This window comes from Candidatus Phyllobacterium onerii, assembly GCF_028331445.1.
GTDB lineage: Bacteria > Pseudomonadota > Alphaproteobacteria > Rhizobiales > Rhizobiaceae > Phyllobacterium > Phyllobacterium onerii.
Genome location: NZ_JAQMHX010000001.1, coordinates 200,884 through 213,801, shown reverse-complemented (window position 1 = coordinate 213,801; position 12,918 = coordinate 200,884). Strand labels below are relative to the sequence as shown.

Annotated in this window: 14 protein-coding genes; 7 read left to right on the top strand and 7 right to left on the bottom strand. The window is 56.4% G+C overall.

The window, feature by feature from the left end; genetic code table 11:
• Positions 1-56: 56 nt before the first annotated feature.
• The 3 genes from PHA01_RS01055 to PHA01_RS01045 all read right to left on the bottom strand — a co-directional run bounded on the left by PHA01_RS01055 (position 57) and on the right by PHA01_RS01045 (position 3,067).
• Positions 57-2,348: a Wzz/FepE/Etk N-terminal domain-containing protein gene (locus PHA01_RS01055; RefSeq protein ID WP_271892769.1), complete on the bottom strand. Its 2,292-nt coding sequence runs from the start codon at positions 2,346-2,348 to the stop codon at positions 57-59.
• Between the two features lie 117 nt (positions 2,349-2,465).
• Positions 2,466-2,744: a helix-turn-helix domain-containing protein gene (locus tag PHA01_RS01050; RefSeq protein WP_271892768.1), complete on the bottom strand. Its 279-nt coding sequence runs from the start codon at positions 2,742-2,744 to the stop codon at positions 2,466-2,468.
• Positions 2,741-3,067, bottom strand: a complete 327-nt coding sequence (locus tag PHA01_RS01045; RefSeq protein WP_271892766.1) for a type II toxin-antitoxin system RelE/ParE family toxin — start codon at positions 3,065-3,067, stop codon at positions 2,741-2,743. The genes PHA01_RS01050 and PHA01_RS01045 overlap by 4 nt, the downstream gene beginning before the upstream one ends.
• Positions 3,068-3,276: 209 nt before the next feature.
• Here PHA01_RS01045 and PHA01_RS01040 point away from each other — a divergent pair, with 209 nt between their 5' ends.
• Entirely contained in the window at positions 3,277-4,530 is a 1,254-nt protein-coding gene (locus PHA01_RS01040; RefSeq protein WP_271892765.1) for a lipopolysaccharide biosynthesis protein, read from the top strand.
• A gap of 131 nt (positions 4,531-4,661) precedes the next feature.
• On the opposite strand, the gene PHA01_RS01035 is transcribed toward PHA01_RS01040, so the two are convergent.
• From PHA01_RS01035 to PHA01_RS01025, 3 genes are read right to left on the bottom strand one after another with little or no spacing between them, the layout of a single operon-like run.
• The gene (locus PHA01_RS01035; RefSeq protein ID WP_271892764.1) at positions 4,662-5,525 is read right to left on the bottom strand and encodes a DUF6492 family protein; all 864 of its coding nucleotides are present in this window, start codon (positions 5,523-5,525) and stop codon (positions 4,662-4,664) included.
• Entirely contained in the window at positions 5,522-6,286 is a 765-nt protein-coding gene (locus tag PHA01_RS01030) for a WecB/TagA/CpsF family glycosyltransferase (RefSeq protein WP_271892762.1), read from the bottom strand. The genes PHA01_RS01035 and PHA01_RS01030 overlap by 4 nt, the downstream gene beginning before the upstream one ends.
• Positions 6,283-7,473, bottom strand: coding sequence for a glycosyltransferase family 4 protein (locus PHA01_RS01025; RefSeq protein WP_271893895.1), 1,191 nt, complete (start codon positions 7,471-7,473; stop codon positions 6,283-6,285). Before PHA01_RS01025 ends, PHA01_RS01030 begins: the two co-directional genes overlap by 4 nt.
• 123 nt (positions 7,474-7,596) lie before the next feature.
• Here PHA01_RS01025 and PHA01_RS01020 point away from each other — a divergent pair, with 123 nt between their 5' ends.
• From PHA01_RS01020 to PHA01_RS00995, 6 genes are read left to right on the top strand one after another with little or no spacing between them, the layout of a single operon-like run.
• Positions 7,597-8,592 carry a glycosyltransferase family 2 protein gene (locus PHA01_RS01020; protein WP_271892760.1) on the top strand — a complete coding sequence of 332 codons (996 nt, stop codon included), beginning with the start codon at positions 7,597-7,599 and terminating at the stop codon, positions 8,590-8,592.
• Positions 8,561-9,886 carry an O-antigen ligase family protein gene (locus PHA01_RS01015; protein WP_271892758.1) on the top strand — a complete coding sequence of 442 codons (1,326 nt, stop codon included), beginning with the start codon at positions 8,561-8,563 and terminating at the stop codon, positions 9,884-9,886. The genes PHA01_RS01020 and PHA01_RS01015 overlap by 32 nt, the downstream gene beginning before the upstream one ends.
• 51 nt (positions 9,887-9,937) lie before the next feature.
• Complete coding sequence (gene proC / locus PHA01_RS01010) at positions 9,938-10,750, top strand: pyrroline-5-carboxylate reductase (RefSeq protein WP_271892757.1); 813 nt, start codon at positions 9,938-9,940, stop codon at positions 10,748-10,750.
• 37 nt (positions 10,751-10,787) lie between these two features.
• Positions 10,788-11,621: an urease accessory protein UreD gene (locus PHA01_RS01005; protein ID WP_271892756.1), complete on the top strand. Its 834-nt coding sequence runs from the start codon at positions 10,788-10,790 to the stop codon at positions 11,619-11,621.
• Between the two features lie 31 nt (positions 11,622-11,652).
• Entirely contained in the window at positions 11,653-11,955 is a 303-nt protein-coding gene (locus tag PHA01_RS01000) for an urease subunit gamma (RefSeq protein ID WP_106715462.1), read from the top strand.
• Between the two features lie 10 nt (positions 11,956-11,965).
• Positions 11,966-12,271 carry an urease subunit beta gene (locus PHA01_RS00995; RefSeq protein WP_271892754.1) on the top strand — a complete coding sequence of 102 codons (306 nt, stop codon included), beginning with the start codon at positions 11,966-11,968 and terminating at the stop codon, positions 12,269-12,271.
• A 95-nt stretch (positions 12,272-12,366) separates the two neighbouring features.
• On the opposite strand, the gene PHA01_RS00990 is transcribed toward PHA01_RS00995, so the two are convergent.
• The gene (locus PHA01_RS00990) at positions 12,367-12,750 is read right to left on the bottom strand and encodes a hypothetical protein (RefSeq protein ID WP_112526131.1); all 384 of its coding nucleotides are present in this window, start codon (positions 12,748-12,750) and stop codon (positions 12,367-12,369) included.
• Positions 12,751-12,918 lie beyond the last annotated feature (168 nt).

Here is a 12,918-nt window from a genome sequence, read left to right as displayed (position 1 = left end):
CAAAGAGGCTAAGATGCTGAAATCGCTTTCTCCCCCGCAAGGGGGGAGATAAGAACTCAGCCGGCACGTCGATTCAGGACTTCGCGCAACTTGGCGATCTCGGCCAACATTTCCTCGATGTTCGAATTGTCATGATGGCGTGGCTCGGTCAGCGCGTCAGCATGTTCGTAGAGAAACTCGGCAATTGCCGCCTCGTCATCAGCGGAATGCGCTGAATTCTCGATTTCGGATTTATCCGACATCATGGACCGTGTTTGTGCGCGCCGGATTGCTGCGCCAAGCCGCGATTCAGCAGGCACTGCGGACACAGGACCGGCGCTTTCCGGCGAAACGGTACGCTTCGTACCGGATGGCGGCACCGGATCGACTGGCGGTTCATCTTCGACATAAACAGGCGTGCGATTTCCGGCACGGAAGCTTTCGATCATGCCGAGCAACACGGCGATACCGAGACCGGCCAAAAGTCCGCCGAGCAGGCCGCCAATTGCAACGAGCTTGCGCGAACCGCCTGTGCTTTCAAGCGCCGGACGCGCCGGGGAAATGACGCGGATATTGGTGGTGTTCATGCCTTCGAGTTCGCCAGTTTCTTTTGCGCGCAACAGGAAGGCTTCATAGACTTCGCGCTTGGCGGTAACTTCCCGTTCGAGCTCGCGCAGCTTGACCATGTCTTCGTTGTTGGTGGCGGTACGCGTTTTCAGCTGCGCCAGCCGTGACGACAGGTCCTGTTCCTGCTGGGTGGCACGCTGTAGTTCCACCTGCACCGAAGATGCAATACGGCCAAGCTCGTGACGGATTTCGTTGCGAACACCGGTCGCTTGGGACTGGGCCTGAATGAGTTGCGGATGGCGCGGTCCAAGCTTGGTGGCGAGGCCATCCGCCTGTTGCTTCAGTGCGCCATATTGCGAGCGAAGGGCGACGATGACACCGGAGCGGAATTCTTCCGGCAGTGTGTTGCCGAGGACGCCTTCGACGGAAGTATTGCGGATAGAGTCGGCCTGCGCCTTAAGGCGGATTGTCTGGTTGCGCGCCTGCGTGAGTTCGTCATTTGTGCGCGTGATTTCATCATCGCTGATCAACCTGCCCTGTACGTCGACAAGGTCATTTTCCGCCTTGAACTTCTGCACGGCATTCTCGGCATCCTGAACGCCTGCGCGCAGATCGTTGAGGCGCGCTGTCAGCGACTCAGTGGCCTGCCGTGCAGTATCGGACTGAATGTTGCCCTGCTCTTCGCGGAAAACATCGGATACGGTATTGGCAATCAAGGCCGCCTTTTGCGGATCCCTTGATTTCACAGTGATATTGAAGATGAAATTTTTGGTGCTTCGCTCCACCTCAAGATGGTCGTAGAGATTGCGCAGGAGAACGGTTTCACGCGTTGTCTCATCTGGCGTGCTATCGGTAGAAAAAAGCTCCTGGATCGACGCAAAAAGGCCTCGCTCCTTGAGGTCACCATTGAATTCCGGATCTTTGGCAAGTCCTGTGCGATCGATCACCTTGGTCAACACACTGCTCGACTGAATGACGCGCAATTGGCTTTCGGCGATAGCCAGCGAAGCGTCGACGGGCAGCTGGCTCGACGAAATTTCCTTGTCGACGATCTTGAGATCCCGCGGATCGACAAGCACTTCAACGGTCGACGCGTAAAGCTTCGGCAATGTCATCGCATAGCCAACGCCAAGGAGCGTACCGATGATTGTGGTTGCGATAATCAGTCCCTTGGAACGGCCAACGCGATTGAGAACGATACGCGGGTCAACGAGTGGCCGCCATTCATCGCTTTGATATTCGACCGACTGTACTTTGCGCGGAGCAGGCCGGTGCACCGGCGTCGGTATGACAGCAGGTTCAGGGTCCGGCTCCACCTCTTTGTTTTTACGCAATTCCGGACGGAAAACCGGTTCCAATTCTTCTTGAAACTGCTCTATCGGCTCGGGTTCAGATCGTGCTGTGGCGATTGGAGTTTCCAGCTCGGCACGGACTGGTTCTTCAACCAACGGCAAAGATTCTTCGCGCTGGGGCGTAATTTGCTCGGCCGCATCGACGCGGCGGTTGAGCTCTGCCTTGATCGCGGCCATGTCGGCACGCATGCGATTAACGGCATCTTGCTCGGCTTCTTCGGAACTGAGGTCCTCCGTAATATCACTCAATGATGGTTGCGAGATTTCGCTGCCGGCTGCCAGGCGCAAAGCGCGCATGCGATGATAGTGATCGAGATTGTCTTCGCCGCGAATGGATGTGATTAAGGGTTCGGGATCGACATGAGTCTCTCCCGCCGATTCCGGCTGACTGGCAAACGAGAGAAGCGAGCGCCGCGGCCGCTTTGCCGTCTCGTTTTCGCGATTACTCATTCCCACTTCAACTCCACGATCGCCCAACCAACGCGATTCAATTGCGGCACCACACCCACAGTTAATTCAACCTAAAGTTCTATGGAAAATAAAACGTTAATTATCAGAGCCATGCCCTTACATCCGTGTAATCTCAACATGCAGTCTCGACCCGGTCGCTTCCGCATAGCGTCGCAATGTAGCAATTGAGGGTGAAACCTTACCACCTTCTAGTCGCGCTATAGCGGATTGTGTAGTATTCATTCGCTTCGCAAGCTCTTCTTGTGACATTTTTGCTTGGGTACGGGCACGTATCAAGAGTTCAATTATCGAATATTCCAGATCCGCTTTATCATACTCTTTGCGGAATTCCGGATCGTTCATGTATTTCTTTTTCAGTTCTGCAAGCTTGGTCATAAGATCACTCTTTTCATTCGTTCCTGTGCCATGGCAAGCGCTTTGGTTGGTATTTTTTGTGACTTTTTAACGAAAACATGGTGGATAACGACTTTCCTCCCCTTTACCGTCACATACAGACCTCGAGCGATGCCCTCCGACGCTTTCACCCGCAACTCCCACAATTTACCACTCAAGTGTTTGACGTGCGGCTCCCGCAACCTTTCAAGACCAACGTTTTCGATTGTTTCCATGAGACGAACGAGCCTTGATCGTAGTGCTGGAGGCAATTCCTCAATCTCGGCATCGACAGTTGTATCAAGCGTTTCCACCATCCAATTCATATAAATATAGCCTAAATGATATAATTTGAAAATACGATTCTGTGAAATGCAATGATTGTTAGAAGTCGTGCAATGAAGTCCTTCATAGCACGCCCTCGACCTGAGAATACAAGCCGTTAAGTCTTTTGATGTAGAAATCCGGCGAAGTCACGCTTGAGACAGTGCTTTCCCCGCAGCCTTGATTCAGGCATATCCGGCAGGACATGGAATTGGTTGCACGCCATCTGAAAGCCAATGCGGGGCTTATCCGCGATTATTTCTCCGTGATCAGTGGATCGGCGGGACGGCTCGTCATTTCGCTCGCCTATTTCGTGGCCCTTGCCAATACACTTTCGATTGCGGAGTTCGGTCTGTTTGCCACGGCATCAGCAACCGGTGTCGTGCTATCACGCCTCGTCTCCTTCGGCTTTGTTTCACCGCTTTACCGGATTTCCACCGTGAAGCCGCAATTGATTGGCGCCTATACGGGTGGCTTTCTCGCGGCGGTCGTCGTGTCGTTGCCGATCTTCATTCTTGCGGCCTATCTGATGCATCTGGTCTTCTTCGGTGCAGATCTCGCGCTTGGCACCTTTGCAGTGATCGTTGCAGCGGAAGCATTGCTTTGGCGGTCGCTGGAAGTCGTGGTCATCGTCAATAACGGCATGAACCGCTTTGGTCGGGCAGCATTGCTGGTCATTATCGGTACGGCATTGCGGGCAGCAGCGGCAGTGCTGTTCGCGTTCTCAAGCGTGACCAACCTCGCAATATGGAGCTGGTGGTATGCGGGGGCGAACGGCGTTGCGCTTCTTGTCGCAATCATCTTCTTCTACCCGCGCGTGCGGCTGCGGCTTATTCCCAAACTCTACCGTCGCAGGCTGGCGGATTCCTTTGCCGTCACAGGTGCCGAGGTACTGTTCTACGTCCAGTCCGAAATGGACAAGCTGCTGGTGCTTGCAGTCGGCGGACCACAGACGGCGGGTGTCTATGCGATCATCATGCGGCTCGTCGATTTGACCGCCCTCCCCGTCCGCTCATTCAACATGATGCTGGTACAAAAGTTGATGCGAACACCGGACATGCTGAAATCGCTCAAAATACGGGGCGGCCTGGAGCTTGGAGTATTTTTGGTTTCGACACTCGGTCTGGCGGCGCTTGCAATCTTCCTTGCCATTTTCCCGCGAGCGCTTGGAGCGAATGTTGCCTCGGTCGTTTCGCTGCTGCCCTTGGTCCTGCTCGTACCGGGACTGCGCAATCTCATCGAGTATCAGGCGGAAATCCTTTATGCGCGTGGCCAATCTGGCTTGCGTGCGCTTAATCTCGCGTTGCTCGGCATCGCCAAGGCTGCACTGCTTTCGTGGATTCTTGTCGTGTTTCTCGATACCCACGACTGGATGATCTGGCTGAATGCCATGTTCGCCGTGCTGTATCTGCTATCGGCATACCTGACCTATCGAGCCATCAAGAAGCCGGCCCGACGCGTCTGAGAATTGATCCTGATGGCTATCTGATGCGACTTTCTGCGCTTCCGGTGCTCATGGACGAAAATGTCCACTGCGCTCCGGTTCTCGAAAGCCCCACCATATCCCTCATCAGGATCAGTTCTTCCAGAGACCTTCTACGTCAATAATTTCCGGATGCGGGCCGTATCGTCGCCGATGAAGGATTGCATGCCGATCGCGATCTGTTCCGGTGTCATCGCTTCAACGAACGCAAGGAACTCCGCGTCCGTTGGCGCAGGCGCAAACCAGTAGACCCGGCAGAATTCAGCGGCGTCATGATAGTGCCCTTCGGCCATCAGCACTTCATCGGCATAGCGGCCGTAGATCATGCATTCGGAAAACCGGCGCGACCGCCCGATCGCCGCGATCCAATGGCGGCCGGTGATCCTCTCGATGTGGTTGCACATGGTCAGCAAGGCTTCCCGCCGCCAGGCGATCAAAGTGCCGATATAGTCGTGTCCTGCTAGGCTCACCGGGATAAGCCCGAGAACCTGGCCCGCATGTTCAGACCAGATGAGTTGATCACCGGGCACAGGACGCAACAGATCGCCATCGCGGCGGAACAGCCTCAGATCTTTGCCACGCCATACCGAGGCACAATCGAAAGGCTTCAGGAAAGCGACATCGGAATCGATGTAGAAGAAAGCGTCCTCATCCGTGTGTGCTGCAATGGCGATACGGCGAAACTGCTGCACGTGCCAGCCGCGCAATGGCATCGTCCTCGGCGATAGCCAAATGCGGCGGCGACCGAAATTGCTCGGATCGGGAAACGGCCTGATCCAGCGGGGCAATAGATCGTTCTCGTCGATCACAATACGACGCGGGTTTTCCAGCTGCTTGAACAGTGCAACGTCGCGGTGCTCGACCAAAATATAGTGTCTGGTGTAGCCGGTGACGAAACGATCAATTGTTTCGCAGAGCAATCTGCAGCGCTCAAAATCGGGCGCATAACTCGCCGTAACGAGTGCCGTTTTCGTCATGCGCCCCCGCCGACTTTGAATTTCGCCCGTATGACGCGTAGCAGAAAAAGTGGATTGCCGACAATGTACCGATACCACAACCGGCCGGGTTCTTGAGCAAGGCGATAGAGCCATTCAAAGCGCAGCTTCTGCACGATCAAGGGAGCCCGTGGCACAGCACCAGCCATGAAATCAAACAGCGCGCCAACGCCAAAGGCCAAGGTGCAATGTTCGGCCGTCAAGTTCTTCGCCATGAACATCTCCTGCCGCGGTACACCCATAGCGACGAGCAGGATATGCGGATGATATTCTTTCAAGACACGCAGAATGTATGGCTGATGCTCGCTTTTAAAGAAGCCATCACTGATCACGCGGATTTCATGCTGGGGCGTAAGTTGCCTGAAGCTCTCCGCAGCCTTTTCGACCACTTCACGGCGGGCGCCAATGAGGCCGACACGCAGAGGGTTGGTTTCTGCCTCAAGTAGGGCGGGCGTGAAATCCGTACCGTTGAGATTCGCCGGAAAAGGTGCGCCATGCAGGAGTTTCGAGGCAATATCGACCCCGAAGCCATCGGGGAGAACGAGGAATTGGTTCAAAGCCTGACGGAAATCAACATTCTCCTGCGCAAGATTGGCGTTGTGGGCATTGAGCCAGGTGACCAGCGCGAAGCGTTGCTGTGCGATACGCTCCCGCATGACTTCGATGGCGTCCGCCCAAGGCAACGCGACAACGTCTACACCAAGGATAGAACGACGTGGAATATCCGTTTCGCCCAAACTCATGCGGCTTCGCGCCCATTCGCAATCCGGGTTTCAAGCCGGTCCAGTCCCAATCTTATCTGCTGGTCGAAGCGTGCCAACTGCGCGGCGCGGAAGGCGTCCCCCTCGCGTGTCAAATCCTCACCTGCGCGCACGCGTGGCACCATGGCGTTTACCGCCTTGGCAAAGCCGACGGGATCATCGGTGACAATGCAATTATCCGGAATATCTGCGATGCCCCGTACAGAAAGCGCGGTGGCGACGCTAGGCAGACCCAATTCGAATGTTTCGATCGTCTTGAGCTGGACGCCGCTCCCGGCGCGGCTGATCAACGGGATCACGGCACAGCCGCAGACGAAATCCGTAGCGTCCGCCACACGACCGGCGAAATTAACATCAGGCCATGCAGCTTTGAGATCGGCCGGGGTACTTCCAGCAACGGTAACGCCGATGTCTTCGTCAAGGTGCGGTGCGACCTCGCGAAGGAACCATTCAAGGCCAATACGGTTCGGCTGCCATGTCCAAGTCCCTATCAAGCCAAGATCGCGTTCTATCTTGCGTCCTTTGCTCTTCGCCGTATCGGCGCCGGTCACGAGAGGAAGTGCCGCGGCACGTCCGGTTCCGGATAGACCCAGCGCATCGATATCATCATCGGCGAGCGCGAAGACGAACGATGCCCGGCCGCACAGTCGCTTCTCAAGGCCCATCAGAAGCCGGGACTCCCGGCTGAACAGATATTTTTGTACCGGACTAGTGGCCGCTTCGGCATTCTCGCGCGCCGAGCGATGTTCGACATTGTGTGCGATGAAGATTTGCGGCTTGTCGTCGAAACAGTCCTCAAATGCCCCGGGCAGTGGCACGCCGTTCAGCACGTAAGCGTCGAAGGGCTCCACCGAGGCGATTGCGGTACGGAACGTTTCCTTCGTGACGACGCGCAGCTTTACTGAGGAAACCGTGAGGCCCGACATCATTGCTTTGCCGAACCAAAGCAACTTCTGCGCAAAGTTCGCGGTGTCGTTGCGCACATCTACTTCACCGAGGACGATTGTGTTGTCCGGATCGAGCGGCTTGCTCCCGGGCCAGACAAATCCGATCACGGTGACGCGGGCGCCGGCACGCACAAGGCCATCGATGATCGCTTTGTTGGCAATCTCATAGCCGGTCGTCGGCTTACCATCCGGTACCAGCGATGTTACGAACAGCAGATGCAAAGGCTTGAAGCTCTCCACGACGATTTATTTCTCAATATTTGATTTGATCGCAGAATGTAATGAAATGTTGAATAACCAACTCTTATAAGTTGTCACCATGGATAACGGATAAATACTCCGGCAATGAATCTTGACCTTCCAGAAAATATCACCGTTGCGGCGCAGTCGCCCGGCCTCAAGCCGGAAACGATCGATGTCGTGGTGACGTTGCCGACGTTCAAACGTCCGGAACATCTGTTGAAAACCCTGCTGTCGCTCAAAGCCCAGGTGACCGCGCGGCGCTTTGCCATCGTCGTCATGGAGAACGAAACCGAAAAACGTGAGGGAGCGGAAGCAGCAAAACCGCTGTTCGAGAGTGGCGAACTTCCGGGCCTGCTGATCATCGCGCATGATCGCGGCAATTGTAATGCCTACAACGCAGGATGGCTGACCGCGCTGAAGGCCTTTCCAAATTTCACGTCACTGCTGGTTATCGACGATGATGAGATCGCCGATCCGAATTGGCTGGAGAACATGTGCAAGACGCGCGAGGCCTATGGTGTCGATTTTGTCGGCGGGCCGCAACTTCCGGTCTTCGCCAAGCCGGAACACACGAAATGGTCGACACACCCGGTTTTCAGCCCCCATCATACCCGCACAGGTCGCGTGCCGATCATTTATTCGTCCGGAAATCTGCTGGTCGGGCGCAACGTGCTTGAGACCATGCCGTTTCCGTTTCTCGATCTCGCTTTCAACTTCATGGGCGGCGGAGATTCGGATTTCATCAGCCGTAGTGTGGTCAAAGGCTTCACCATCGCCTGGTGCGCGGAAGCACCCGTTTACGAAACCATCCCGGCGAGGCGCGTCGAGGCTGACTGGATCCGGGCACGGGCACTGCGCAATGGCGTGATCTCTACCTTGATTGAAAAGCGCAAGCGTGGCGGTGAACCTTTTGGCGCAGCGAAGACAGTCCTGAAGAGTCTGGCACTTCTCGCCGTCTCGCCGCTACGGGCCGTGATCAAGGTGATGCAGACAGGCTCTCTGTCCATCGGCACTTATCAGATCTATGTTGGTGTTGGCCGCATTCTGGCGGAATTCGGATATTCGAATGAGCAGTATCGACAACCTGAAAAGAACTGACGCGGTATCCGCGATCCCAATGCGACTGGTCGCCGGTCTTGTTGCGGCGATCATCCTTTGCGTGCTGCTGATCTCGTTTCGCCCATTCCAACCGGCGAGCACAGCAATCGCCGGGAGCGGCGGCGATCTCGTCAATCAGCTCGGTTTCGGTGCCTTGGGCGGCATCTCTGTGCTTGCGATGATAGTGCTTGCCAACCCGCGTACGCTTGTTGCCCTCATCAGCCCGATGTGGATCGTCATGTTCGGCTTTCTTTTCCTGTCGACATTTGTTGCCATCGATCCCGGAGCCGCTCAACGCGCTGTACTCTTCACTGTGATCGCCGCGATATGCATGATCGCGGTGCTGGCGCTGCCACGCGATGCCGATGGATTTTCGCTGGCGCTGGTGATCGCAGCTTTTGCCGTGCTGACACTCTCCTATGCCGGTCTGGTTCTCGTTCCGGACCTTGCCAAGCATACCGCCAATGAGATCGAAGCCGAACATGCGGGACTTTGGCGCGGTATCTTCGCGCATAAGAATATTGCCGGACCGGTCATGGCGGCGTTCTCTTTCGGCGGTATCTACCTGATCCGTCGCGGCTGGCGCGGGACCGGCATTGTTCTGCTGGTGCTCGCGCTCTGGTTCGTTGCGCACACAGGTTCGAAGACCGCGACGGCGCTGGTGCCAATCGTGATTTTCCTCGTCATGTTCCCCGGAATCTTCGGCTTTCGTATAGTGACTGCCGTGCTGATCGCCGCAGCTTTGATCGGATTCTTTTTCTTTACCATAGGAACACTCTTCTTCCCGGCAACGCACGATCTCCTCGTTCAGCTCAGTGCGGACACCACGTTTACCGGCCGCACATCCATCTGGCAGTTCGGGCTGGAAAAGCTCGCCGCAACACCGTGGCGCGGATATGGTTTTGAAAGTTTCTGGGAAGCGCCGGTCGTGCGGCAGGCGGAAAATCCGAGCTACTACCTCGACTGGGACGTACGCGGCATTGTGCATGCGCATAACGGCTATCTCGATATCGCCATCGCCATGGGTTATCCCGCTATGATCTGCGCGCTCATCGTCTTGATCGTACTGCCACTTGTCGACTATGCGCGCTGCCTGAAAAAGCGCGAGAACGTGTTCATGGCCGACTTTTTCATGATGTGCCTGACATTTTCGCTGATGAACGCTTTTCTTGAGAGCTTCTTCTTCCGGCGTGCAGATCCCGTGTGGCTGCTCGTGGTCATGGCATGTTTCGGTCTACGCATGACCGCCCGCGTTCCCATGCTCACGCGCATAAATTCCCACAAGACCAGTTGACCGGGCGCACCGGGCCAGATCAAAGTGCCGCGACATTAGCGGGAGAATGAAATGGATAACGTGGTTCTGGTCGGTTGCGGCAATATGGGCTTTGCCATGCTCAAGGGCTGGCTGGACGCAGGAATATTGCAGCCGGATCAGGTCACGGTGGTCGAGCCAACCGATGCGCTGCGTGAACGGGCGGCAACGCTTGGTGTTCATGCGCATGCCAATGCAAGCCGGCTCGAAGACGATCTGTCGCCGCGCATTATCCTCATCGCGGTCAAGCCGCAGGTGATGCGCGACGTGCTGCCCGCCTATGAGCGGTTCGCCGCCGGGTCAACGTTCGTCAGTGTCGCCGCCGGCGTCAAGGTCGCGTTGTTCGAGGAATTCTTAGGTGAAAAGACCGCGATTATCCGCACCATCCCGAATACGCCTGCAGCGATCGGTAAAGGCATGATCGTCACATTCCGCAATTCGAACGTGAGCGACGAGGACGCCGAATTTGTCGATACCTTGTTGAAAACCAGCGGAAAAGTTGCAGCCGTAGACGATGAAAAACTGATCGACGTGGCAACCGCGGTTTCGGGATCCGGACCTGCCTATGTTTTCCATTTCATCGAGTGCCTGACCGAAGCGGCTGTTGTGGCTGGCCTCGAACGAAAGACCGCGGAGCTGCTGGCAATGCAGACCGTCTACGGCGCTGGCGTCCTCGCCGCTTCGAGCGAAGACACGCCAACGACGCTGCGCGAACAGGTGACGAGCCCGAAGGGTACCACCGCCGCCGCGCTCGACGTGTTGATGGGCCATGACAAACTCAAGCGGCTTATGATCCGGGCTGTTTTCAAGGCACACCAGCGCGCTATAGAACTTGGCACCTATTGAGCTTCCGCAAGCTGGATCATTGCGATAGCGTGCCGCAATGAGCGTGCCCCCATCTTCTGATCGAGCCGTCGAAGCAAAACCGCAACGTGCCTTTGGCTCGGCGCATCTCGCTGTAAAAACCGGCAATGGCCGTACGCGTATCGACACACTCTATCAGGAAGGCTGCGCCAAGATTCTGTTGCCCGAGATTGATGATCGGTCGCTTGAGGCGGTGATGATCAACACATCAGGTGGACTGACGGGGGGCGACGAGATGCGCTGGAGGTTTGACGTCGCGGACGACTGCCGGGCGCAGGTCACCACTCAGGCATGCGAGCGCATCTACAAGGCGTCTGCCGGCACCGCTGACGTAGCAAGCATCTTGGAGGTGGGGGAGCGGGCCTCGCTCGCATGGTTGCCGCAGGAGACGATTTTGTTCGAGGGCTCGGCACTGAAGCGAACCCTTACCGTCGATCTTGCCGAGACTAGCCGTGCCTTGATCGTGGAGCCAGTCGTGTTCGGTCGCAAAGCGATGGGTGAGGACGTGCAGAACTGTCTGTTCCGGGATCGCTGGCGCATTCGCCGCGAAGGCAGACTGATCCATGCGGAAGATTTCACAATCGGACCCGACACGGCATCGATGCTGAGCCGCCCTGCACTGCTCGGAGGGATGCGCACCATGGCCACTGTCCTACTGCTCGATGCCGACGCCGAACGTCATCTTGAGCCGAGCCGAGAAATAGTTGGCACAAAAGGGGGTGTTTCCTTCTGGTCTGGCAAGCTTCTTGCGAGGCTCGTCGATGGCGACGCCTATTCATTGAGGAAACGGCTGGTGCCATTGATAGAACTGCTCAATGAAAAGGCAGGCGTGCCTAAAGTCTGGTCAATCTAGACGCAAAACTGAGTATGACTGAAGGAAAAGCATGAACCTGACACCACGCGAGAAGGACAAACTTCTCATCTCTATGGCGGCGATGGTCGCCCGCCGCCGACTCGAACGCGGCGTCAAGCTCAATCATCCGGAAGCCATTGCATTGATTAGCGATTTCGTCGTCGAGGGCGCCCGTGACGGCCGGTCAGTCGCCGATCTGATGCAGGCAGGGGCACATGTCATCACCCGGGAACAGGTGATGGAAGGCATTCCAGAGATGATCCACGACATACAAGTCGAGGCGACATTTCCGGACGGCACAAAGCTCGTTACCGTGCACGAACCGATAAGATAGGAAACCGCAGATGATCCCCGGCGAAATCATTACGGCCAAAGGCGAAATCGAACTGAATGCCGGTGCCATCAACATTATGCTGAAGGTGGCAAATACCGGCGACCGTCCGGTGCAGGTCGGGTCGCACTATCATTTCTTCGAAGCCAACTCGGCGCTGGTATTCGACCGCGATCAAGCGCGCGGCATGCGTCTCGATATTGCTGCCGGAACGGCGGTCCGGTTCGAGCCAGGGCAGGAGCGTGATATTACGCTCGTGCCGCTCAGCGGGAACCGGACCGTTTACGGGTTTCAGCAGAAGATCATGGGAAAGCTGTGACCGCTCCGCTTGACCTCATTTCCACGACAACAAGCGACCGGAGAAACACCGATCGCTGCGCATATCCCAGATATGGGTCAGGTAGGGCTTGCCTGTCAGCTTGGCTTCTTGGTCACGAGGGTCAGCAGGCCTTTGGAATCGAGACTGGCAATGACCACCGCTGCGGATGTCAGCCCCTTTTCCTTCAGGGCGGCGGAGACTTGTGGCGACTTGTCGATCGACGTGCGCAATTTCTGCATGTCGGCGTCGCTACGCTTGGCAAGGGCGTCGTTGACTTGAGTCTTGGTCGCATCCGGCAGTTCGTTGATATCCACGATATTGATGGTGGTAATGGCCGTGGCACCAGGCTTGGCTGGAGTCTCGCTCTTTGGAGCGGGCTGCTCGGCGCTCGGAGTCTGCGGCGCCGCGGACTGCGCATAGGCAGCCGAAGTCGCAAGCGGGAATGCCGCACAGAGCGCGAGGGCTATCATCTTTCGCATCGTTTTTCCTTTCACGAGATTGGCGAACGATCATCTACTGATGACGCGCGCACTTCACATGCGGAATTCGATCTCAAGCGGTCGCTGATCGGGTTTTTCCAAGGCAATATCGCGGCAGAAATGTGGCAGCAGGCACCCGCTGTCGCCTATTCGACTATTCATACAAGA

Coding starts and splice junctions, on each gene's coding strand:
- PHA01_RS01055 (WP_271892769.1), bottom strand. CDS start 2,348: ATGAGTAATCGCGAAAACGAGACGGCAAAGCGGCCGCGGCGCTCGCTT.
- PHA01_RS01045 (WP_271892766.1), bottom strand. CDS start 3,067: ATGAATTGGATGGTGGAAACGCTTGATACAACTGTCGATGCCGAGATT.
- proC (WP_271892757.1), top strand. CDS start 9,938: ATGGATAACGTGGTTCTGGTCGGTTGCGGCAATATGGGCTTTGCCATG.
- PHA01_RS01050 (WP_271892768.1), bottom strand. CDS start 2,744: ATGACCAAGCTTGCAGAACTGAAAAAGAAATACATGAACGATCCGGAA.
- PHA01_RS01015 (WP_271892758.1), top strand. CDS start 8,561: ATGAGCAGTATCGACAACCTGAAAAGAACTGACGCGGTATCCGCGATC.
- PHA01_RS01005 (WP_271892756.1), top strand. CDS start 10,788: ATGAGCGTGCCCCCATCTTCTGATCGAGCCGTCGAAGCAAAACCGCAA.
- PHA01_RS01000 (WP_106715462.1), top strand. CDS start 11,653: ATGAACCTGACACCACGCGAGAAGGACAAACTTCTCATCTCTATGGCG.
- PHA01_RS00990 (WP_112526131.1), bottom strand. CDS start 12,750: ATGCGAAAGATGATAGCCCTCGCGCTCTGTGCGGCATTCCCGCTTGCG.
- PHA01_RS01030 (WP_271892762.1), bottom strand. CDS start 6,286: ATGAGTTTGGGCGAAACGGATATTCCACGTCGTTCTATCCTTGGTGTA.
- PHA01_RS01035 (WP_271892764.1), bottom strand. CDS start 5,525: ATGACGAAAACGGCACTCGTTACGGCGAGTTATGCGCCCGATTTTGAG.
- PHA01_RS01020 (WP_271892760.1), top strand. CDS start 7,597: ATGAATCTTGACCTTCCAGAAAATATCACCGTTGCGGCGCAGTCGCCC.
- PHA01_RS00995 (WP_271892754.1), top strand. CDS start 11,966: ATGATCCCCGGCGAAATCATTACGGCCAAAGGCGAAATCGAACTGAAT.